The sequence below is a fragment of the Sphingomonas sp. Leaf407 genome (assembly GCF_001425385.1).
Lineage (GTDB): Bacteria > Pseudomonadota > Alphaproteobacteria > Sphingomonadales > Sphingomonadaceae > Sphingomonas.
Genome location: NZ_LMQO01000003.1, coordinates 281898 through 301550 on the forward strand (window position 1 = coordinate 281898; position 19653 = coordinate 301550).

Here is a 19653-nt window from a genome sequence, read left to right on the forward strand (position 1 = left end):
TGTAGCGCAACCGTCAGGAGGGGCAAGCAACGCTGTTTGCCATACATCCATAACGACGCCACATTTGCGCGGTAGCGGACCGGGCATGGCGCTTATCGACAGCTTCCTCGCCCGCACGGTCCGCCGGGGCCAACTCACCGTGACCCATGCCGATGGCCGCACCGTCACCTTCGGCGCGCCCGATCCGGCCTTTCGCGACGTGGCGATCCGTTTCGCCAGCCCCGGCGTCGCCGGGCGGATTGTCCGCCATCCTGCACTGGGCGCGGCGGAGGCGTTCATGGACGGCGACCTGCTGATCGAACGCGGCGACATCCGCGATCTGGTGGAGCTGCTGACCGGCAACACGCCATGGGGGCGGGGCAGGAACCTGAAGCCGTCGCTGCCGATCCGCTGGTTCGACGCGGTGCGCCACCGGATCGACCGGGTGAACATGGCACGACGGTCGAAGCGCAACGTCGCGCATCACTACGATCTGTCGGACCGGCTCTATGCGCTCTTTCTCGACGACGACCTTCAGTACAGTTGCGCCTATTTCACCGATGCCGACCATCCGCTCGAACAGGCGCAGGCCGACAAGAAGGCGCATATCGCCGCCAAGCTCGCGATCAGGCCGGGAATGCGCGTGCTCGACATCGGCTGCGGCTGGGGCGGGATGGCGCTGTATCTCCACGCCAGGACCGGGGCGGAGGTGCTGGGCGTCACCCTGTCCGAAGCGCAGATCAAGGTCGCGCGCAGGCGGGCCGAGGACGCCGGCGTCGCCGACAAGGTAAAGTTCGAGCTGATCGACTATCGTCACGTCGCCGGCCGGTTCGACCGGATCGTCTCGGTCGGCATGTTCGAGCATGTCGGGCCGCCGCACTATGGCGCGTTCTTCCGCAAATGCCGCGAGTTGCTGAGCGACGACGGGGTGATGCTGCTCCACACCATCGGGCGGATGGGGGTGCCGGGCGTCACGGATACCTTCACCACCAAATATATCTTCCCCGGCGGCTACAACCCGGCGCTGTCGGAGATCGTGCGCGGCTATGAGGGCACCAAGCTGATCGCGACCGATGTCGAGGTGCTGCGGGTCCATTACGCGCTGACGATCGACCACTGGTATGCGCGGACGGTGGCAGCGAAGGACCGAATCGTCGCACTGTACGACGAGCGGTTCTACCGGATGTGGACCTTCTATCTGGCGGGTGCGGCGGCGGCGTTCCGCCATGGCGGCATGGTCAATTATCAGGTGCAACTGGCCCGCAACCGCTGGGCGTTGCCGCTGACGCGCGACTATATGGTCGAGGAAGAGCGGCGGTTGCGGGGCGCGTAACGCTTGCGCCGCGCGAGGTTCGGCGTGAACATGCGCCATGCTGCGCGGCGTGGTCGAGTATCTTCGTTTCCTGTTCGGGATCGGCCTGCCGGCGGATAGCGACGGTTTCGGGCATAGCCTGTGGGACGATGTGCGCTTCGCCCAGCATTTCCGCCGGTGCCGGACGATCGCGGTAACATGGCGTCCCCCGAGCGCCGACGAAGCCACCGCGATCGAGGCCGATCCGGTCATGGGCCGGTTCGGCGACGATACGATCGGGGTGGCGAACGTCGGCGACGAAGTGTGGGTGGTGCGCGACCGCATGTGGTTCGGCTGGCCCGACCCGCCCGAATTCGTATTCTTCGCGTTGCAGGGAACGACGATCCGGGCGGCAAAGGGTTTCGACCACTGGCCAACGGCATGGACGCCGCCCGAACCGCTCAGCCGATCGTGATGCCGACGATGCGCCAGTCTTCCTGCTCCTGATCGAGCGTCACCGTCTCGACCGTCGGTTCGGGCTTGCCGGTGAAGCGGGTGCGGAATTTGACGACCTGATAGCCATAGGGCGGGGCGGGGAGATATTCCTCGCCGATCAGCTCGCGCGACTGCACGGTCCCGAGCGGCGTGCGGACCTTGTCCGACACTTTTGCCCAGACCTCGGCGGTGTTGAGCTTGCGGAAGGCAACGCCGAACAGGCGGTAGCTGTCGTCCCAGCGGCCGGCATCGACCAGCAGCAGGAAGCGTTTGGCCGCCTCGGGCGCGGGGATGGTGGGTAGCGTCGCGGGCGGCGGGGGCGGCGTTTGCGGCGTGGCGGGCAGCAGGGTCAGGGCCAGCAGGCCGAGCATCAGGGTCATGCAAAACGCTCCGATCAGGATGCGGGAGCGGCGTTGCGCCGTCCCGACGCCGACGATCGGCGCGGTATCGGGATCGACCGGTTGCGCGGCGCGGTCATCCCCGCTTTGTCTGTCCGCAGAATTTTGGGGGGCGGCGGGCACCTCCTCCTCCGCCGCAAGCAACAGCCGCGCCGCCTCGCGGCTGCTCGACACCGCCAGCTTGCGCCGTGCCTCGCGCAGCCGTTCGTTGATGGTATGGACCGACAGGTCGAGCGTCACCGCGATCGATTTCACGTCATGCCCGCGCACGATCAGGCGAAGCGTCTGCTTCTCCTTGTCGGTCAGCGTGTCGATACCGGCGGTCGCGGGGAGTGCCATAGGGCTGCGGCGCTACGATGCGGGGTGTGGGTCCGCCACCCCCAAAAAATTGTAGGGGTGCTGGTGGAGGTCAATCCTCGCCGAAGCGGTCCTCGACCAACTGGCAGAGCTGCCCGACCACCGCATCCGCGCCGTCGCCCGCCGCGCTGATCGTGATGTGGTCGCCCTTTGCGGCGCCCAGCATCATCAGGCCCATGATCGACGTGCCGGTGACGCGCGATCCGTCCTTTTCCACGCTGACCTCGATCGGTTGCGCGGCGGCCATCGTCACGAACTTGGCCGAGGCGCGGGCGTGCAGGCCGCGGCGATTGGTGATCTGCACGGTGCGGCTGACGGTCATGCCGCTGCCTCGCCCAGCACTTCGCTGGCGACCGAGATATATTTGCGCCCCGCCTCGCGCGCCGCTGCCACCGCCTCGACGACCTTCATCGCTTTCCGCGCGCCGCCCAGCCGGATCAGCATCGGCAGGTTGATGCCGGCGATCACCTCGATCCGGCCAGCCTCCATCAGCGAGATGGCGAGGTTCGACGGCGTGCCGCCGAACAGGTCGGTCAGCACGATCACCCCGCGCCCGGTATCGACCGCGGCGATCGCGGCGGCGATGTCGGCGCGGCGTTCCTCCATATCGTCCTCGGGGCCGATGCAGACCGTGGCGATCCGCTCCTGCGGGCCGACCACATGTTCCATCGCCGTGACGAACTCGTCGGCGAGGCGCCCGTGCGTCACCAATACCAGGCCGATCATGTTCGTCGTCGTTCCTATATCCGTCATGGCGCCTGCACCGCGCCGTCGAGTGAGTCCTGCGGCGCGGTGCCAAGGTCGCGGTGGTGTATGGTGGGCGAAAATCCGTGTTCGCGCAACCATGCCCCCATCCGTTCGGCGACATGGACCGAACGGTGCCGCCCGCCGGTGCAGCCGAACGCGACCGTCACATAGGATTTGCCCTCGGCGTGATAGCGCGGCAGCAGCGTCAGGAGCATGGTTTCGATCGACGCCATTGCCGCGTCATAGGCGGGATCGGCCATGACATAGGCGGCGACATCGGGGTCGCGCCCGGTGCCGGGTTTCAGGTCCGGGTCCCAGTGCGGATTGCGCAGGAAGCGCATGTCGAGCACGATGTCGGCGTCGCGCGGCACGCCGCGCGAAAAGCCGAACGACAGGACCGACAGCACCGGTTCGCCGCCGCCATCGGGGGTGAAGGTATCGCGGACCCAGTGCGCAAGGTCGCTGGCCGACAGGTCAGTGGTGTCGACCAGCCGGTTGGCGAAGCCGTGCAGCGGGCCGAGCAGCGTGCGTTCGCGGGCGATACCGTCGCGGGCGGGCCGGTCCTGCGCCAGCGGGTGCCGCCGCCGCGTCTCGTTGTAGCGCCGCTCCAGTTCGGGCGTGTCGCAGTCGACGAACAGGATGCTCAGGCCCATCGCCGGGCGGTCGGTGATCGCCTGCACGATCTGTCGCGCGTCGAACCCGCGCGTCTGGGGGCCGAGGCCCAGCGCCAGCGGCCGCCCGGTATCGCGTGTGCCGATCGCCAGCAGCCCTTCGAGCAGGCGCAGCGGCAGATTGTCGACCACTTCCCAGCCTAGGTCCTCCAGCGTGCGCAGGACGGTCGACTTGCCCGCCCCCGACATGCCGGTGACGAGCAGGATGGGGGCCGTGGTCATGCGATGATCCTTGCGAGCAACAGTTCGACCTTCAGCGGGGCGGATGCCTCGCGCAGCGCGAGGCGGGCATGGGCAATCGGAACGTCCCGCAGGACGATGGTGTCCGTATCGGGCAGGCGCGGCGGCGCGTAGTCGGCGTCGACCAGCAGGCGGACCGGCACGCTTGCCAGATGCGGCAGGGGGACGATGCCGACGCCGCGCACCTCGATCCGCCCGGCGATGCGCGCGGGCGGAGTCGCGACCAGCGTGTCGCCGTCGCGGCGCAAATGGGTATAGTCGTCACTGACCAGCACCGCGCCGCGATCGATCAGGCGCAGCGCGAGGTCCGATTTGCCGCTGCCCGACCGGCCGGTAATCAGCACGCCGGCCCCGCGCACCGCGACGCAGGTCGCGTGGAGCGGATCGGCATCGCTCATGCGGCGGGCAACTGCACGATGAAGCGTGCGCCCTCATGGGCGTCGGTGCGGGAATCGACGGCGATCATACCGCCATGCCCTTCGACGATGGTCCGCGCGATGGCAAGGCCGAGGCCGGAATGCTGCCCGAACGCCTCGCCGCCGGGCCGCACCGAATGGAAGCGGCGAAAGATCGCCTCGCGCTCGGCTTCGGGGACGCCGGGGCCTTCGTCCGCCACCTGCACCTCGACCAGATCGCCGTCGTCGCCGCCGGTGATGCGCACGGTGCCGCCGGGCGGCGAGAAGGAAATGGCGTTCTCGATCAGATTGGCGAACACCCGCTCCAGCCGCGCGCCCTCGCCCAGCACTACCAGCGGCTCGTCGCGGTCGAAGGCGAGGCGGACGCCGCGTTCGATGCCGCGATCGACGCGGTAGGCGACTAGCGCGGCGATCAGCGCGGCCAGATCGACCGGCTCGAACTGGGCGCGCGCCAGTTGCGCGTCGAGCCGAGAGGCGTCGGAAATATCGGTGATGAGCCGGTCGAGCCGCCGCACATCGTCCTGCACGATCGCCAGCAACTGCGCCTGCAACGCAGGATCGCGCACCGAGCCGAGGCCATCGACCGCCGAGCGCAGCGAGGCGAGCGGATTCTTCAACTCGTGCGTCACGTCGGCGGCGAACGCCTCGGTCGCGTCGATCCGGCTGCGCAGCGCGCCGCTCATGTCGGACAGGGCGCGGGCGAGCATGCCGATCTCGTCGCGGCGGCTGGGCAGGCGGGGGACGACGACCTCGCGGTCGCGGCCCAGCCGCACGCGGATCGCGGCGCGCGCCAGCATCCGCATCGGCCTGACGATGGTGCGCGCGAGGAACAGCGACAGCAGCACCGACAGCAGCACGGCGATGCCCAGCACGATGCCGAGGCGCACCCGTTCGGTCCGTACGATGCGGGTGATGTCGCGCGCGTTGACCGTCGACATCAGCACCCGGTCCTCGGGCAGCGGCGCGGCGGCGGTGATGACGGGCGTGCGATCGGGCGCGCGCCATACGCTCGCCGCCGTGCCGCCGGTGGTGCGGACGGTGACGACATCGGGCCAGCGCAGGCCCCGCCCGGGCGCGCGTTCGCGGTAGAGCGGATCGCGTTCGTTGCCGACGACGGTATCGATCACCGCGTCGAGCGCGCGCGCCGCATCCTGTTGCCAGCCGTCCTTGTCGGGATCGCGCAACTGGAAATTGCGCACGCCCAGTTGCCGGCTGTCGGCGACCAGCCGCCCGCGCCGGTCGTAGATGCGCAGCCGCATCCCTGCCGCGCGGGCGAAGAACACCATTTCGTCGGTCCGCTCGGCGGGCGGGAGCAACGCCAGCGCCTCGGCGATCAGCCGCACCTCGCGCTCGGCCTGCGCCACGCGGCCGTCGACGATCCGCGCGCGGTAGCCGTCGAGATAGAAGAAGCCGCCCGCCAGCAGTGCCAGCGCGAAGATGTTGACGAACAGGATGCGCGGGGTGAGCGACACCCGCCCCGACCAGCGCAGCGACAGCGCCCCTTCGTCGGTCGGGCCGGTATCGACCGGGTCAGCGATGGGCATGGGCAATCTCTCCCCTCCCTGGCAGGGAGGGGTCGGGGGTGGGTCGGTGCGGGGCAGGCGCAGCGTTCCCGCGCGGGCCGACCCACCCCAACCCCTCCCTGTCAGGGAGGGGCTTCGGCTCCCCTCTAATCGTCGGCGAAACGGTAGCCGGCGCCATAGAGCGTCTCGATCGCGTCGAATTCCTTGTCGACCTGGCGGAACTTGCGCCGCAGCCGCTTGATGTGGCTGTCGATCGTGCGGTCGTCGACATAGATGTCGTCGTGATAGGCGGCGTCCATCAACTGGTTGCGCGTCTTGACGATGCCGGGGCGGCTGGCGAGCGTTTCGAGGATCAGGAATTCGGTGACGGTCAGCGTCACATTGTCGCCGTGCCACGTCACCCGGTGGCGCGCCGGGTCCATCTGCAACCGGCCGCGCTCCAGCACCGGTTGCGCCGCCTCGCCGCCGCCCTCGCCGGTGCCGAGCGCCGATTCGGCGCGGCGCAGGATGGCGCGGATGCGCGCGATCAGCAGCCGCTGGCTGAACGGCTTGGCGATATAATCGTCCGCGCCCATCGCGAGGCCCAGCGCCTCGTCGAGTTCGTCGTCCTTGCTGGTCAGAAAGATCACCGGCAGCCGGCTCTTCTCGCGCAGTCGGCGCAGCAGTTCGAGGCCGTCCATCCGCGGCATCTTGATGTCGAGCACCGCAAGGTCGGGCGGGTTCTCGGCAAAGGCCTTCAGCGCGACTTCGCCATCCGAATAGACGCGGGTGACGAACCCTTCGGCCTGCAGCGCGATCGACACCGAGGTCAGGATGTTGCGGTCATCGTCGACCAGCGCGATCGTCGCGGTCATTGCCAAAGCTCCATGCCCATCGACGACGGTTACGGGAAAGCGGGGGCACGGCGCAACGACTATCCACCGCCGCCGCCCCGCCCAATCATCCGACAAATACTGCCAGCGTTCGACAAGACTAGCCGGGCGGTCCGAAAGCAACATATCGCCCGAAAACCGCGTTTAACGTGTTTGACGGCAAGTGTTCGCACGCATAAAGCAAGCATCATGATTCGATGGATGGACCGGGCGCACGATCGTTCCTGGCATCGCATCGGGCAGGGGAGTGCAGGCAGCATGGCGAACGTCACGCCGGATTTCGGACTGGACGCGATGGGGATCGAGACCGGGGCCGATGTCCACTGGAACCTCGTCACGCCGCAACTGGTCGAACAGGCGGTCGCGCGCGGCGAGGGGCGGCTGGCCAAGGACGGCCCGCTGGTCGTCACCACCGGCCGCCACACCGGCCGCAGCCCGCAGGACAAGTTCATGGTCCGCGATGCGAAGACCGAGGACACGATCTGGTGGGGCAAGACCAACCGGCCGATGGAGCCGGCGCACTTCGCCGCGCTGAAGGCCGATTTCCTCGACGAAGTCGCCAAGGAACCGACGCTGTTCGTGCAGGACCTGCACGGCGGGTCGCAGCCCGAGCACCGCGTCAAGGTGCGCGTCATCAACACGCTGGCGTGGCACAATCTGTTCATCCGCACGATGCTGGTGCGCCCTGATGTCGCCGATCTGGCGGACTTCGCGCCCGACTATACCATCATCGACCTGCCAAACTTCCGCGCCGATCCCCAACGTCATGGTTGCCGCAGCGAGACGGTGATCGCGGTCAGCCTGACCGACAAGCTGATCCTGATCGGCGGCACGCAATATGCCGGCGAGATGAAGAAGTCGGTCTTCGGCCTGCTCAACTATCTGCTGCCCGAAACGGGCACGATGCCGATGCACTGTTCGGCCAACATCGGCCGTGACGGCGATACGGCGGTGTTCTTCGGCCTGTCGGGCACCGGCAAGACGACGCTCAGCGCCGACGCCAACCGCACGCTGATCGGCGACGACGAGCATGGCTGGTCGGACACGGCGGTCTTCAATTTCGAGGGTGGCTGCTATGCCAAGATGATCCGCCTGTCGGCCGAGGCCGAGCCGGAAATCTTCGCCACCACCAAGCGCTTCGGCACCGTGCTCGAAAACGTCGTGATGGATGCCGAGACGCGGACGCTCGACCTCGACGATCCGGCGATCGCCGAAAATTCGCGCGCGGCTTATCCGATCGACTACATTCCCAATGCCTCGGCCGACAATATGGGGCCGACGCCGCGCAACGTGGTGATGCTGACCGCCGACGCCTTCGGCATCCTGCCGCCGATCGCGAAGCTGACGCCCGATCAGGCAATGTATCACTTCCTGTCGGGCTATACCTCGAAGGTCGCGGGCACCGAGATCGGCGTCACCGAGCCGGAACCGGTGTTCTCGACCTGCTTCGGCGCGCCGTTCATGCCGCGTCACCCCTCGGTCTACGGCAATCTGCTCAAGGAGCGGATCGCGAAGGGCAATGTCGATTGCTGGCTGGTCAACACCGGCTGGACCGGCGGGCAATATGGCACCGGCAAGCGCATGCCGATCAAGGTGACGCGCGCGCTGCTCAATGCAGCACTCGACGGGTCGCTGAACGACGCCGAGTTCCGCACCGATCCCAACTTCGGCTTCGAGGTGCCGGTGGCGGTGCCGGGGATCGACGCCACGATCCTCGACCCGCGTTCGACCTGGGCCGATGCGCAGGCATATGACCGGACGGCGGCCAAGCTGGTCGACTTGTTCGTGGAGAATTTCGCGCAGTTCGCCGATGCGGTCGACGCCGGCGTGCGCGACGCCGCGCCGAAGGTCCGCGAGCCGGCGTAAAGGGGTAGGAGAGGGAGCGCCCCCGCCACGTAGCGGGGGCGCCTTTCCTGTGGACCGCGTTCCGCGCCGCGACCGCGACGAAGGAGCCGCCATGGTCCGCACGACATCCGGCTTTGTAGGACCGATCGGCCTTCAGCCAGACGGCAGCTTTAGGAGGCTCCCCTCCCTGACAAGGGAGGGGCCGGGGGTGGGTCGGCCCGCGAGGAAACGTAAGCGCTCCACAACCGGCCAACCCACCCCCGACCCCTCCCTTCCAGGGAGGGAAGCAGATTGGGACAACGTCGGTTTCGACGGTGAATGAATCCGGACCCGATCGCGACCGGCGACGTTCTGATCGACATGGTTCCGCCAACACCCTCCCGCCACCTCGCCGAACTCAGGCTGCGCGTCGGCAAGCGCGGCCGGCTGCAAGCGCGGATCGAGATCGGCAACGGCGGCCTGCTCGCGATCGGTGCGCTGGTGTCGTCGATCCTGCTGTCGAGCGCGGTGATCGTCGTTGCGGCGAAACGAGTGCCCGATCGGACGTAACGCCGCATCCCGAGTGGCACATCGTGCGTTGCCGCCGCTGTGTTCTACGACAGTAACGCCTGGCCCCCGCCGCCCGACGGCTATGAACCGCCCCGGCCGCGACTGACCCGGCGACAGGAACGGACGATCCTCGCCACTATCGGCCTGTTTCTGCTCGTGATGTTCATCGGGCCACTCGCCGGATCGTCGGTGATCGCCGGTATCGCGGCGATCCTGCGCGGGTAGGTTGTTTGATCCGCTCACGCGGATGCGGGCCGGCGCCGCCACGAAAATTTACCCGCGCACGAAACTCCAGCGGTCGCCCTCGGCACCGGTGAAGCGATAGCCGTCGCTGTCGAACCCCTGCATCGCCGCGACATCGGTCGCGCGGTGTTCGCACATCCAGCGCGCCATCATCCCCCGCGCCTTCTTGGCATGGAAGCTGACGAAGCGCGGACCATCGGGGCCGGGCTCGCGGAAATCGACGTCGATCACGCGGATCCCGGCGGGGAGCCGGCCCGCCACCGCATGCCAATATTCCTGGCTGGCGAGGTTCAGCACCGTGTCCGTGCCCGCATCGGCGACATCGCCGGCCAGCAATGTCGCGATCCGGTCGCCCCACCACGCATACAGGTCTTTCGCCCGGCCCGGTGCCCAGCGCGTCCCCATCTCCAGCCGGTACGGCCGCATCGCGTCCAATGGGCGGAGCAGCCCGTACAGGCCGGAGAGGATGCGGACGTGATCGTTCGCGAAGTCGATCGCCGGCGTGTCGAGCGACTTGGCCTCGAACCCGGTATAGACGTCGCCGGCGAACGCCATCAGCGCCGGTCGCGCCGCCGCCTGCGGAAAATCGCGGAACCGCGCGGCGTTCAGCTCGGCCAGCTTGGGCGAGATCTTCATCAGCGTCGCCAGCTTGCCCGGCCCCAGCCGTGCCGCGCCGCGCGCGAGCGTGTCGGCTTCCGCCGCCAGTCGCGGCGTCGACGGGGTGCGCGGGGGCAGGGGCGAGGCATAGTCGAGCGTCTTGGCGGGGGAGAGGACAGCGATCATCGCCGCCGCTTAGCCGCCCGGGATCGCGGCCGTCAAAGCCCGATGGTGGAGCCGAAACGTTCAACGCGCGTTCACCGGGCGTCGGGTAGTTGGCGGCGTGTGCGCGCTTGTGCGGATACGCGCCAGCACCTAGATGGACGCCGCCTGCCGGGCGCGCGTCCGGCCACCAGTTTCGGGAGAGTTCACGGCATGACGTTCGTTTCCAAGGCTGCCCTCGCCGCCCTGTTCGGCCTGGGTGCAACCCTGGCGATCACGCCTTCCGCCGATGCCCAGCGCAAGAAGAAGGAAGAGGCGCCCGCCGCGCCGCAGATCCAGATCAGCGAGGCGTTCCGCACCGCAGCGCTCGCCGCCGACGCTGCGATCAAGGCGAAGGATTTCGCGACCGCCGACCAGCAGCTCGCCGCCGCGCAGGCTGCCGCGACCGCCGGCAATGTCGATGAAGCCTATTTCCTCGCCCAGTTGAAGGTTTCGGCCGCACAGGCGAAGAACGATCGCCCGGCGCTCGCCACCGCGATCGACCAGTTGCTCGCCAGTCCCAAGCTGGACGCCGGTGCGAAGGGCGAACTCTACTATAATCGCGGCATCCTTGCGCTCGACGCCAAGCAGAACGCCGTGGCGATCCAGAATTTCGAGCGCGCCCGCGCGGCGGGCTACAACAACCCCGATCTCGACCTGCGTCTGGCGCAGCTCAACATCCAGGGCGGCAACGTCGATCAGGGCCTCGCCTCGATCGACAAGGTCATCGCCGCGCGCAAGGCATCGGGCCAGCCGGTGCCGCCCAACTGGTATGACTATGCCATTTCGACGCTGTACAAGGCCAATCGTTCGGCCGAGGCGAGCCAGTGGGCGCGCCGCCAGCTCACCGAATATCCGACGCAGGCGAACTGGCGCAAGGTGCTGATCCTGTTCCGCGACCGCGCCGACAACAAGGGCGCGACGCTGGGCAATCAGGCGCGTGTCGACGTGCTGCGGCTGATGCGCGAGACGAAGTCGCTCGCCGACCAGAACGACTATCGCGAATATGTCCAGACGACGCAGGACATCGGCCTGCCCTATGAGACGGTCGCGGTGATCGACGAAGGTCGCGCGACCGGCAAGATTCCGGCGTCGGCGACGATCTTCACCGGCCTCAAGACCACCGCGCAGGGCCAGATTCGCACCGATGGTCCGATGACGGGCCTCGAAACCCGTGCCAAGTCGGCGGCGAACGGCCGCGCGGCGGCGGCAGCGGGCAACGTCTATCTGGCGAACAACAACAACGCCAAGGCGGTCGAGCTGTATCAGCTCGCACTGTCGAAGGGCGGCGTCGATGCCGACGAGGTCAACACCCGCATCGGCATCGCCCATGCCCGTGCCGGCCAGTCGGCCGAAGCCAAGGCGGCGTTCGCCAAGGTGACGAACGGCCCGCGCGGCGAGATCGCGAATTTCTGGACGCTGTATGTCGACCAGCCGCGCATCGTCGCCTCGACCCCGGTCGTCGGCAACAATTGATCGCACTCGCCCCGGCGGAGACATGCGGCCCGGGCTCCCCTCGCGGGGTCCGGGCCGTTCCGTTTATGTGCCGCGGCGGACGCGACATTCAGCCAATGCCACATCTTTTCGTCGTTCCCGCGCAGGCGGGAACCCATAGACGCAGCAGACGTGATTCGATCACCGGCGTCGGCGTGTATGGATCCCCGCCTGCGCGGGGATGACGCGGGGGGTGTAGGGCAAATTCCCCTGCCGAAGCCGAATGGCGATCCCGCCGGGAGCAAATCCCGCATGACGGGACAATAGCCTTGCCCCGCCCGGCGTCCCTTGCGTAAAGCCGCTCCCAAACGGGAGAAGCGCCAGTGTCCGAAACCACCGACCAGTTTTCCGAGCGCGAGGCGCTGCTGTTCCATTCGGAGGGGCGTCCCGGCAAGATCGAGATCATCGCGTCCAAGCCGATGGCGACGCAGCGCGACCTCGCGCTCGCCTATTCGCCCGGCGTCGCCGTGCCGGTGAAGGCGATCTACGACGATCCCGCCTGCGCCTATGACTATACCGCCAAGGGCAATCTGGTCGCCGTCATCTCCAACGGCACCGCGATCCTCGGCCTCGGCAACCTCGGCGCGCTGGCGTCGAAGCCGGTGATGGAGGGCAAGGCGGTCCTGTTCAAACGCTTCGCCGACGTCGATTCGATCGACATCGAGTTGAAGACCGAGGACGTCGACCGCTTCATCGACGCGGTCGAGCTGATGGAGCCGAGCTTCGGCGGCATCAACCTCGAAGACATCAAGTCGCCCGAATGCTTCATCATCGAACAGACGCTGCGCGAGCGCATGAACATCCCGGTGTTCCATGACGACCAGCACGGCACCGCGATCATCTGCGCGGCGGGACTCATCAACGCCTGCCTGCTGACCAACCGCAAGCTGTCCGAGGTCAAGGTCGTGGTCAACGGCGCGGGCGCCGCCGCCATCGCCTGTACCGAATTGATGAAGGCGATGGGCGTCGCCCACGCCAACGTCATCATGTGCGACCGCACCGGCGTGATCTATCAGGGCCGCGACGACGTGAACCAGTGGCAGTCGGCGCACGCCGCCGCCACCGATCGCCGCACGCTCACCGAAGCGCTGCACGGCGCCGACGTGTTCCTCGGCCTCTCTGCGGCGGGTGCGTTGAAGCCCGAGATGGTCAAGGACATGGCCCCCTCGCCGATCATCTTCGCGATGGCCAACCCGGAACCCGAAATCCGCCCCGAACTGGCCAAGGCCGCGCGCCCCGACGCGATCGTCGCCACCGGCCGATCGGATTATCCCAATCAGGTCAACAACGTCATCGGCTTCCCGTTCATCTTCCGTGGTGCGCTCGACGTGCGTGCGACCGGCATCAACGACGAGATGAAGATCGCCGCCGCCAACGCCATCGCCGAACTGGCGCGCCAGCGGGTCCCTGAGGAAGTGGCGCTCGCCTATGGCACGCAGCACAGCTTCGGCCCCGAATATATCATCCCGGCGCCGTTCGACCCGCGGCTGATGGAACTGGTCCCCTCGGCGGTCGCGCGGGCGGCGATGGATTCGGGCGTGGCGACGCGGCCGATCCTCGACATGGAAGCGTATCGCCAGGAACTGCGCGCGCGCCTCAACCCGACCACCTCGGTTCTCACCATGGCCTATGAAGGGGCCAAGGCGCACCCCAAGCGCGTGCTGTTCGCCGAAGGCGAAGAGGAAGTCGTGCTGCGCGCGGCGATCGCGTTCAAGGAAGGCGGCTATGGCATTCCGGTGCTGGTCGGTCGCGACGACGTGCATGACCGCCTGCGCGCGCTGGGCGTCGCCAACCCCGAGGAATATGAGGTCCACAACAGCCGCACCAGCGAGATGGTGCCGCAGATGGTCGACTTCCTTTACCAGCGGTTGCAGCGGCGCGGGTTCCTGCGCCGCGATGCCGAGCGGATGATTAACCAGGACCGCAACAGCTTCGGCGCGGTGCTGCTGCAACTGGGCGTCGCCGACGCGATGATTACCGGCATCACCCGCACCTATGCCCAGACGTTCCGCGACGTGCGCCGGGTGATCGATCCGGTCGGGGGCAAGGTGCCGTTCGGCATCCACCTGCTGGTCGGGCAGAGCCATACCGTGTTCATGGCCGACACCACGATCAACGAACGCCCCTCGGGCGAGGAACTGGCCGACATCGCCGAGCGCACCGCCGCCGTCGCAAGGCGGATGGGCCATGAACCGCGCGTCGCGTTCCTCAGCTACTCGACGTTCGGCAATCCCTCGGGCCAGTGGATCGACAATGTCCGCGACGGCGTCGCCGCGCTCGACAAGCGTCACGTCGGCTTCGAATATGAAGGCGAAATGGCCCCCGACGTCGCGCTCAACCCGCGCCAGCTCGCGAACTTCCCGTTCGCGCGGCTGTCGGGTCCGGCCAATGTGCTCATCATGCCGGGGCTGCAATCGGCCAACATCTCGGCCAAGCTGCTGCGCGAACTGGGCGGCGACAATGTGATCGGCCCGATGCTGATCGGCATGGAAAAGCCGGTGCAGATCGCGCCGATGACCTCGACCGCCAACGAACTGGTGACGCTTGCCGTGCTGGCGGCAGGCGGCATGGTGGGGTGAGAACCGCAACCGGCGATGCGTGTCCGCGTTTGATCCCCTGACAACGGAGGGTTCATGGCACGCACGCTGGTGATCGGGGCAGGGGGCGGTATCGGCGGTGCGCTGGTGGCCGCCCTTGCCGCATCCGGGGAGGCGGTGATCGCCGCGTCGCGCACACTACCGGACGGGCTGCCCGATGGCGTGGATCATGTCGTGCTCGACATCGCCGATCCCGCATCGATCGAAGCCGCCGCCGCCACGATCGACGCCCCACTCACCTGCGTCATCGTCGCCACCGGTACGTTGCAAACGCCGCATGGCGGTCCCGAACGCGCGCTGCGCGACCTCGATCCCGCGCTGCTCGCCGACTATTTCGCGATCAACACCATCGGCCCGGCACTGGCGCTGAAAGCCTTCGTGCCGCTGCTGGCGAAGCAGGAGCCGGCGATCATCGCCTGCCTGTCGGCGCGGGTCGGCAGCATCTCCGACAACCGGCTGGGCGGCTGGTACGGCTATCGCGCGTCGAAGGCCGCGCTCAACCAGATCGTGCGCACCGCCGCGATCGAACTGGCGCGCAGCCGGCCACAGGCGGTCTGCGTCGCGCTCCACCCCGGCACCGTCGACACTGGTCTGAGCCGCCCGTTCCAGAAAGGGGTGCCCGAGGACAAGCTGTTCACTCCGGCGTACAGCGCGCAGCGGCTGCTGGCGGTGTTGGACGCGCTGACCCCTGCGCAGAGCGGCCGGGTGTTCGCGTGGGACGGCAGCGAAGTGGCCCCCTGACTAGGCTGGCCGATCTTCGTCATTTTCGGCCAAAACACCCACCCCTTTCGTTACCCCGGACTTGTTCCGGGGTCCACGGCTCGGCAATCGATGCGCCTTGAGGCTTTATCGACAGCGTTTGCGGCCAGGTGGACCCCGGAACAAGTCCGAGGTGACGACGCACGAAGGATAACGATCGGCGCTACGCCGTCCCGGTGCTGGCATGCACCAGCCCGCCATCGACGGTGATCGTCTCGCCCACCACATAGTCGCCGGCGCGCGACGCGAGGTAGATCGCCGCCCCCGCCATGTCCTCGTCGTGCCCGATCCGCCCCGCCGGGATGGCCTTCGCCAGCGATTCGCCATGGTCGCGCGCCGCCTTGTTCATGTCGCTGGCGAACGCGCCGGGCGCGATCCCCGACACATGGATCGAATCACGCGCCAACCGCGCCGCCAGCCGCCGCGTCAGGTGGATCAGCGCCGCTTTCGACGCCTGATAGCTGTACGTCTCCCACGGATTGATCCGCTGCCCGTCGATCGAGGCGATGTTGATGACCTTCGCCGGACGCTGGGGAGTGGCGGCGGCCTTGAGCAGCGGGTGAAGCGCTTGGGTCAGGAAGAACGGCGATTTGACGTTCAGGTCCATGACCTTGTCCCACCCCGCCTCGGGAAACTCGTCGAACGCGGCACCCCATGCCGCCCCGGCGTTGTTGACGAGAATATCGAGCGCGTCGACTTGGTCCCCCAATCGTTCGGCCAGCGCGCGGCAGCCTGCGACGTCGCCCACGTCCTGCGGCAGCGCGGTCGCCCCGATCGCCTTCGCCGTCGCCCGGCACGCATCGGCATCGCGTGACGCGATGAACACCCGCGCCCCCTGCGCGACGAACCCCGCCGCGATCATCCGTCCGATCCCGCGCGTGCCACCCGTCACCAATGCGGTCCGGCCGTCGAGCCGGAACAGCGTCGCCATGTCCATCGTGCCGCTCCTTTTCGGCGAGGCTACTTCACGCGAACCGGGCGCGCCACCGGTGGGTGACGCGCCCGTTGCGCTGGGGGGGTTGGGTTCACGCGAAGGCACGAAGAAGGGTTGTTCACGCGGAGGCGCGGAGACGCGGAGGGGTTGCGGTCGTTGCCACGTACCGCCACATCAGCGGCCGTCATCCCCTTGGCAACGGACGCAAACGTCTCCCGGTCGCGGAACGGATGCCACCAATGGACTCTCTCTCTGCGCCTCCGCGCCTCTGCGCGAAAACATCCTTCTTCTCCGCGTCTCCGCGCCTCCGCGTGAACCAAAACCGGTCAGATGCGACCCAACCGATGGTACAAGTGAGCGAACTTGGTCGACTTCGGATCGTCGGCGATCGACTGGATATGGCTCGCCAGTGCTTCCTTGAGCAAACGGAAGTCCTCGGTCGAGAAAACGGCGCGGCTGCGGGTCGGTTCGGGCATCTTGTCTCTCCTTCGATGTAATGTTCAGGCGGCTTTATCGAACTGGGCCGTTTCAGTGGATTCCTTCAGCGCGGTGGTCGACGAACTGCCGCCGGCCAGCGTGGTCGCCACGAGGTCGAAATACCCTGTGCCCACCTCGCGCTGGTGGCGGGTCGCGGTATAGCCATTGGCCTCGGCGGCGAACTCCGCCTGTTGCAGTTCGCTGTACGCCGCCATGCCGCGATCGCGGTAGCCGCGTGCCAGCTCGAACATGCCGAAGTTGAGCTGGTGGAACCCGGCCAGCGTCACGAACTGGAACTTGTACCCCATCGCCCCGATCTCGCGCTGGAAGCGGGCGATGTCGTCGCGGTCGAGGTTCTTTTCCCAGTTGAACGACGGCGAACAGTTATAGGCGAGCAGCTTGTCCGGATATTCCTTGCGCACCGCCTCGGCGAAACGTCGCGCATCGGCGAGGTTCGGCTTGCTCGTCTCCCACCACAACAGGTCGGCATGCGGCGCGAAGGCAATGCCGCGCGCGATGCAATGGTCGACGCCGGTGCCCTCCTGCAACCGGAAGAAGCCCTCGGGGGTCCGCTCGCCGGTCAGATACGGGTGGTCGCGCTCGTCGATGTCCGACGTGATGAGCCGCGCGCTCTCCGCATCGGTCCGCGCGCAGATAACGGTAGGCACGCCCGCCACATCCGCCGCGAGGCGCGCCGCGTCGAGGTTGCGGATATGCGCCTGCGTCGGAATGAGGACCTTGCCGCCCAGATGCCCGCACTTCTTCTCCGATGCCAGTTGGTCCTCGTAATGCACCCCGGCGACGCCGGCGGCGATATAGGCCTTCATGATCTCGAAACAGTTGAGCGGCCCGCCGAACCCGGCCTCGGCATCGGCGACGATCGGCGCGTACCAGTCGCGGCCGGCACCCCCCTCCATATGCTCGATCTGGTCGGCGCGCCCGAGCGTCGCGTTGATCCGCTTGGCCAGTTCCGGCCCGGCGTTCGACGGATAGAGCGACTGGTCGGGATACATTTGCCCGGCGGTGTTGGCATCGGCCGCGACCTGCCACCCCGACAGATAGATCGCCTTGAGGCCCGCGCGCACCATCTGCATCGCCTGATTGCCCGACAGCGCGCCCAGCGCATGGACATAGTCCTCACTGTGCAGCAACTCCCACAACCGGTTCGCCCCACGGCGCGCCAGCGTATGCTCCACCATCACCGACCCGCGCAGCCGCGCGACGTCGGCCGGGGTGTAGGGCCGCTCGATCCCGTCGAAACGGCCGGGCGGGGCGGCGATGAGATCGGTGAAGTCCATGGTCGTTTCCTTTACAGTCTGTCGTGCCGTTGACAGGACAATGGCCTAGGAAACACGGTTTGCGCAGCCGGACAGCGCCAGAAATCGCGTCTGCCTGTTGTCGTCGATCCCTGTCCTGTTGTAGCGTTGTAAAGAAATGACAACTCCCCTCCCTGGCAAGGGAGGGGTGGGGGGTGGGTAGGCCCGCGAGGGAACGTAACGCCCGCCATTACCCGACCCACCCCCAACCCCTCCCTTGCCAGGGAGGGGAGAAAGAGCGCGCATGGACACCAAACTCTTCGCCGGTCACGCCGTCCGCCGCCTGCGCCGGGGCCATGCGCTGACCCAAGCGGCGATGGCGGCCGCGCTCGGCATCTCGCCCAGCTACCTCAACCTCATCGAGCGCAACCAGCGGCCGATCACCGCCGCGCTGCTCGTCGCGCTGTCCGAACGCTACGGCTTCGATGCCCGCACGCTGGCGGCGAGCGAGCCGGGCGGCGGCATCGAGCCGATGCGGCGGCGACTCGCCGATCCGCTGTTCGCCGACCTCGCGCTCGATCGCGGCGACATCGCCGAATGGCTGGCGAGCGCGCCGGGCGGCGCGGAGGCGTTCGCCCGCGCCTTCGACCGGCTGGGCGGCGGCGGGGCAGGAGTCGCCGTTGCCGACCCGGCGGTCGAGGCGCGCGCCGCGATCGAGCGCTGGCGCAACCATTTCCCCGATCTCGACGCCCAAGCCGAGGCGCTGGCCGACGAATTGCGCCAGAGCGGCGGCGATCCGGGCGCGGCGATGGCCGACCGGCTGCGCGTGCGTCACCACCTCTCGGTCCGGCTGCTGCCGGTCGAGACGATGCCCGGCCATCTCCACCGCACCGATCTCCACGCGCGCCAGTTGCAATTGTCCGAACGGCTCGACCCCGCCTCGCGCAGTTTCGCGATGGCGCGCACGCTCGGCCATCTCGAGGCGCGGGGCGAGGTGGAGGCGCTGGTGCGCGGGGCGGGGCTTGCCGATCGCACCGCCGAACAATGGCTGCGGCGGCACCTCCACGGCTATTTCGCCGCCGCCGTGATGATGCCCTACGCCCGCTTCCTGCGCGCGTGCGAGGCGACCGGGTACGATATCGCGCTGCTCGGCCGGCGTTTCGGCGCGGGGTTCGAGCATGTCGCGCACCGGCTGACCACGCTCCACCGCGTCGGCGCGCGCGGGCTGTCGTTCTGCATGCTCCGCCTCGACCGCGCCGGACAGGTGTCGAAACGCTTCGCCGGGGCCAGCCAGTCGCCGCTGGTCGAAGGCGCGCCTTGTCCGCTGCTCGGCGCGTTCGACGCCTTCGCGCGCGGCGGCGAGACGATCGTGCAATGCGTCGACCCGGAGGAGGGCGGCCGCTGGCTGACGCTCGCGCGCACCGTCACCCCGCCGGGCGCACTGGCCGGCGAGGTGCGCGCGCGGTTCGTGGTGATGCTGGGCATCGCCGCCGAACAGGCCGGCGCACTGGCGGCGGCACGCGGGCTGGACCTTGCCGCCCCCGGCGTGGCCGTAGGTCCCGGCTGCCGCGCCTGCACCCGCGCCGCCTGCCCACAACGCTCGGCCCCGCCGCTGGCCCGCGCGATGCGCATCGACGAACACGAGGGCGGGCTGACCCCGTTCGCCTTCGAGGGGGATTGAGCAGGATGACATGCGAATCATCCATGCCTGA

Annotated in this window: 20 protein-coding genes; 9 read left to right on the forward strand and 11 right to left on the reverse strand. The window is 68.0% G+C overall.

Annotation, left to right across the window (positions count from 1 at the left end; translation table 11 throughout):
• Nucleotides 1–85 precede the first annotated feature (85 nt).
• A complete protein-coding gene (locus ASG37_RS10720; protein ID WP_055759541.1) occupies nucleotides 86–1312 on the forward strand; it encodes an SAM-dependent methyltransferase in 1227 nt (408 codons plus the stop codon).
• Between the two features lie 37 nt (nucleotides 1313–1349).
• Nucleotides 1350–1745, forward strand: coding sequence for a hypothetical protein (locus tag ASG37_RS10725; RefSeq protein WP_055759544.1), 396 nt, complete (start codon nucleotides 1350–1352; stop codon nucleotides 1743–1745).
• On the opposite strand, the gene ASG37_RS10730 is transcribed toward ASG37_RS10725, so the two are convergent.
• The 7 genes from ASG37_RS10730 to ASG37_RS10760 all read right to left on the reverse strand — a co-directional run bounded on the left by ASG37_RS10730 (nucleotide 1732) and on the right by ASG37_RS10760 (nucleotide 6971).
• Entirely contained in the window at nucleotides 1732–2502 is a 771-nt protein-coding gene (locus tag ASG37_RS10730) for a helix-turn-helix domain-containing protein (RefSeq protein ID WP_055759546.1), read from the reverse strand. The genes ASG37_RS10725 and ASG37_RS10730 overlap by 14 nt on opposite strands.
• A gap of 70 nt (nucleotides 2503–2572) precedes the next feature.
• Complete coding sequence (locus ASG37_RS10735) at nucleotides 2573–2842, reverse strand: HPr family phosphocarrier protein (RefSeq protein WP_055759548.1); 270 nt, start codon at nucleotides 2840–2842, stop codon at nucleotides 2573–2575.
• Complete coding sequence (locus tag ASG37_RS10740) at nucleotides 2839–3246, reverse strand: PTS sugar transporter subunit IIA (RefSeq protein ID WP_055759551.1); 408 nt, start codon at nucleotides 3244–3246, stop codon at nucleotides 2839–2841. Before ASG37_RS10740 ends, ASG37_RS10735 begins: the two co-directional genes overlap by 4 nt.
• A 23-nt stretch (nucleotides 3247–3269) precedes the next feature.
• Complete coding sequence (gene rapZ / locus ASG37_RS10745; RefSeq protein WP_055759554.1) at nucleotides 3270–4160, reverse strand: RNase adapter RapZ; 891 nt, start codon at nucleotides 4158–4160, stop codon at nucleotides 3270–3272.
• Complete coding sequence (locus ASG37_RS10750; protein WP_055759558.1) at nucleotides 4157–4576, reverse strand: HPr kinase/phosphorylase; 420 nt, start codon at nucleotides 4574–4576, stop codon at nucleotides 4157–4159. The genes rapZ and ASG37_RS10750 overlap by 4 nt, the downstream gene beginning before the upstream one ends.
• Nucleotides 4573–6138 (reverse strand): sensor histidine kinase, encoded by a 1566-nt coding sequence (locus ASG37_RS10755; protein ID WP_055759561.1) that lies wholly within the window; start codon nucleotides 6136–6138, stop codon nucleotides 4573–4575. Before ASG37_RS10755 ends, ASG37_RS10750 begins: the two co-directional genes overlap by 4 nt.
• A gap of 125 nt (nucleotides 6139–6263) precedes the next feature.
• Nucleotides 6264–6971, reverse strand: a complete 708-nt coding sequence (locus ASG37_RS10760; protein WP_055759563.1) for a response regulator transcription factor — start codon at nucleotides 6969–6971, stop codon at nucleotides 6264–6266.
• Nucleotides 6972–7247: 276 nt separating this feature from the next.
• Here ASG37_RS10760 and ASG37_RS10765 point away from each other — a divergent pair, with 276 nt between their 5' ends.
• The 3 genes from ASG37_RS10765 to ASG37_RS10775 all read left to right on the forward strand — a co-directional run bounded on the left by ASG37_RS10765 (nucleotide 7248) and on the right by ASG37_RS10775 (nucleotide 9608).
• Complete coding sequence (locus tag ASG37_RS10765; RefSeq protein ID WP_055759566.1) at nucleotides 7248–8855, forward strand: phosphoenolpyruvate carboxykinase; 1608 nt, start codon at nucleotides 7248–7250, stop codon at nucleotides 8853–8855.
• Between the two features lie 297 nt (nucleotides 8856–9152).
• Nucleotides 9153–9383 carry a hypothetical protein gene (locus tag ASG37_RS10770; RefSeq protein WP_055759568.1) on the forward strand — a complete coding sequence of 77 codons (231 nt, stop codon included), beginning with the start codon at nucleotides 9153–9155 and terminating at the stop codon, nucleotides 9381–9383.
• A 39-nt stretch (nucleotides 9384–9422) separates the two neighbouring features.
• A complete protein-coding gene (locus ASG37_RS10775; RefSeq protein WP_055759570.1) occupies nucleotides 9423–9608 on the forward strand; it encodes a hypothetical protein in 186 nt (61 codons plus the stop codon).
• Between the two features lie 48 nt (nucleotides 9609–9656).
• Here ASG37_RS10775 and ASG37_RS10780 read toward each other — a convergent pair whose 3' ends face one another.
• On the reverse strand, nucleotides 9657–10409 hold the full coding sequence (locus ASG37_RS10780) for a YaaA family protein (RefSeq protein ID WP_055759572.1): 753 nt from the start codon (nucleotides 10407–10409) through the stop codon (nucleotides 9657–9659).
• A 189-nt stretch (nucleotides 10410–10598) separates the two neighbouring features.
• On the opposite strand from ASG37_RS10780, the gene ASG37_RS10785 reads away from it, so the two are divergent.
• The 3 genes from ASG37_RS10785 (at nucleotide 10599) to ASG37_RS10795 (ending at nucleotide 15256) form a co-directional block, all read left to right on the forward strand.
• Entirely contained in the window at nucleotides 10599–11900 is a 1302-nt protein-coding gene (locus ASG37_RS10785; protein WP_055759575.1) for a hypothetical protein, read from the forward strand.
• A gap of 341 nt (nucleotides 11901–12241) precedes the next feature.
• The gene (locus tag ASG37_RS10790; protein WP_055759578.1) at nucleotides 12242–14497 is read left to right on the forward strand and encodes an NADP-dependent malic enzyme; all 2256 of its coding nucleotides are present in this window, start codon (nucleotides 12242–12244) and stop codon (nucleotides 14495–14497) included.
• A gap of 54 nt (nucleotides 14498–14551) precedes the next feature.
• Nucleotides 14552–15256: an SDR family NAD(P)-dependent oxidoreductase gene (locus ASG37_RS10795; RefSeq protein WP_055759581.1), complete on the forward strand. Its 705-nt coding sequence runs from the start codon at nucleotides 14552–14554 to the stop codon at nucleotides 15254–15256.
• Between the two features lie 181 nt (nucleotides 15257–15437).
• Here ASG37_RS10795 and ASG37_RS10800 read toward each other — a convergent pair whose 3' ends face one another.
• The 3 genes from ASG37_RS10800 to aceA form a co-directional block, all read right to left on the reverse strand.
• Nucleotides 15438–16211 carry an SDR family oxidoreductase gene (locus ASG37_RS10800; protein ID WP_055759584.1) on the reverse strand — a complete coding sequence of 258 codons (774 nt, stop codon included), beginning with the start codon at nucleotides 16209–16211 and terminating at the stop codon, nucleotides 15438–15440.
• Nucleotides 16212–16534: 323 nt separating this feature from the next.
• Complete coding sequence (locus tag ASG37_RS17910; protein ID WP_164490762.1) at nucleotides 16535–16684, reverse strand: hypothetical protein; 150 nt, start codon at nucleotides 16682–16684, stop codon at nucleotides 16535–16537.
• A gap of 24 nt (nucleotides 16685–16708) precedes the next feature.
• Nucleotides 16709–17983 (reverse strand): isocitrate lyase, encoded by a 1275-nt coding sequence (aceA, locus tag ASG37_RS10805; protein ID WP_055759587.1) that lies wholly within the window; start codon nucleotides 17981–17983, stop codon nucleotides 16709–16711.
• A gap of 262 nt (nucleotides 17984–18245) precedes the next feature.
• Between aceA and ASG37_RS10810 the strand changes: the two genes are divergently transcribed.
• Nucleotides 18246–19622, forward strand: a complete 1377-nt coding sequence (locus ASG37_RS10810; protein WP_055759589.1) for a helix-turn-helix domain-containing protein — start codon at nucleotides 18246–18248, stop codon at nucleotides 19620–19622.
• Nucleotides 19623–19653 lie beyond the last annotated feature (31 nt).

Coding starts and splice junctions, on each gene's coding strand:
- ASG37_RS10720 (WP_055759541.1), top strand. CDS start 86: ATGGCGCTTATCGACAGCTTCCTCGCCCGCACGGTCCGCCGGGGCCAA.
- ASG37_RS10725 (WP_055759544.1), top strand. CDS start 1,350: ATGCTGCGCGGCGTGGTCGAGTATCTTCGTTTCCTGTTCGGGATCGGC.
- ASG37_RS10730 (WP_055759546.1), bottom strand. CDS start 2,502: ATGGCACTCCCCGCGACCGCCGGTATCGACACGCTGACCGACAAGGAG.
- ASG37_RS10735 (WP_055759548.1), bottom strand. CDS start 2,842: ATGACCGTCAGCCGCACCGTGCAGATCACCAATCGCCGCGGCCTGCAC.
- ASG37_RS10740 (WP_055759551.1), bottom strand. CDS start 3,246: ATGATCGGCCTGGTATTGGTGACGCACGGGCGCCTCGCCGACGAGTTC.
- rapZ (WP_055759554.1), bottom strand. CDS start 4,160: ATGACCACGGCCCCCATCCTGCTCGTCACCGGCATGTCGGGGGCGGGC.
- ASG37_RS10750 (WP_055759558.1), bottom strand. CDS start 4,576: ATGAGCGATGCCGATCCGCTCCACGCGACCTGCGTCGCGGTGCGCGGG.
- ASG37_RS10755 (WP_055759561.1), bottom strand. CDS start 6,138: ATGCCCATCGCTGACCCGGTCGATACCGGCCCGACCGACGAAGGGGCG.
- ASG37_RS10760 (WP_055759563.1), bottom strand. CDS start 6,971: ATGACCGCGACGATCGCGCTGGTCGACGATGACCGCAACATCCTGACC.
- ASG37_RS10765 (WP_055759566.1), top strand. CDS start 7,248: ATGGCGAACGTCACGCCGGATTTCGGACTGGACGCGATGGGGATCGAG.
- ASG37_RS10770 (WP_055759568.1), top strand. CDS start 9,153: ATGAATCCGGACCCGATCGCGACCGGCGACGTTCTGATCGACATGGTT.
- ASG37_RS10780 (WP_055759572.1), bottom strand. CDS start 10,409: ATGATCGCTGTCCTCTCCCCCGCCAAGACGCTCGACTATGCCTCGCCC.
- ASG37_RS10785 (WP_055759575.1), top strand. CDS start 10,599: ATGACGTTCGTTTCCAAGGCTGCCCTCGCCGCCCTGTTCGGCCTGGGT.
- ASG37_RS10795 (WP_055759581.1), top strand. CDS start 14,552: ATGGCACGCACGCTGGTGATCGGGGCAGGGGGCGGTATCGGCGGTGCG.
- ASG37_RS10800 (WP_055759584.1), bottom strand. CDS start 16,211: ATGGACATGGCGACGCTGTTCCGGCTCGACGGCCGGACCGCATTGGTG.
- ASG37_RS17910 (WP_164490762.1), bottom strand. CDS start 16,684: ATGCCCGAACCGACCCGCAGCCGCGCCGTTTTCTCGACCGAGGACTTC.
- aceA (WP_055759587.1), bottom strand. CDS start 17,983: ATGGACTTCACCGATCTCATCGCCGCCCCGCCCGGCCGTTTCGACGGG.
- ASG37_RS10810 (WP_055759589.1), top strand. CDS start 18,246: ATGGACACCAAACTCTTCGCCGGTCACGCCGTCCGCCGCCTGCGCCGG.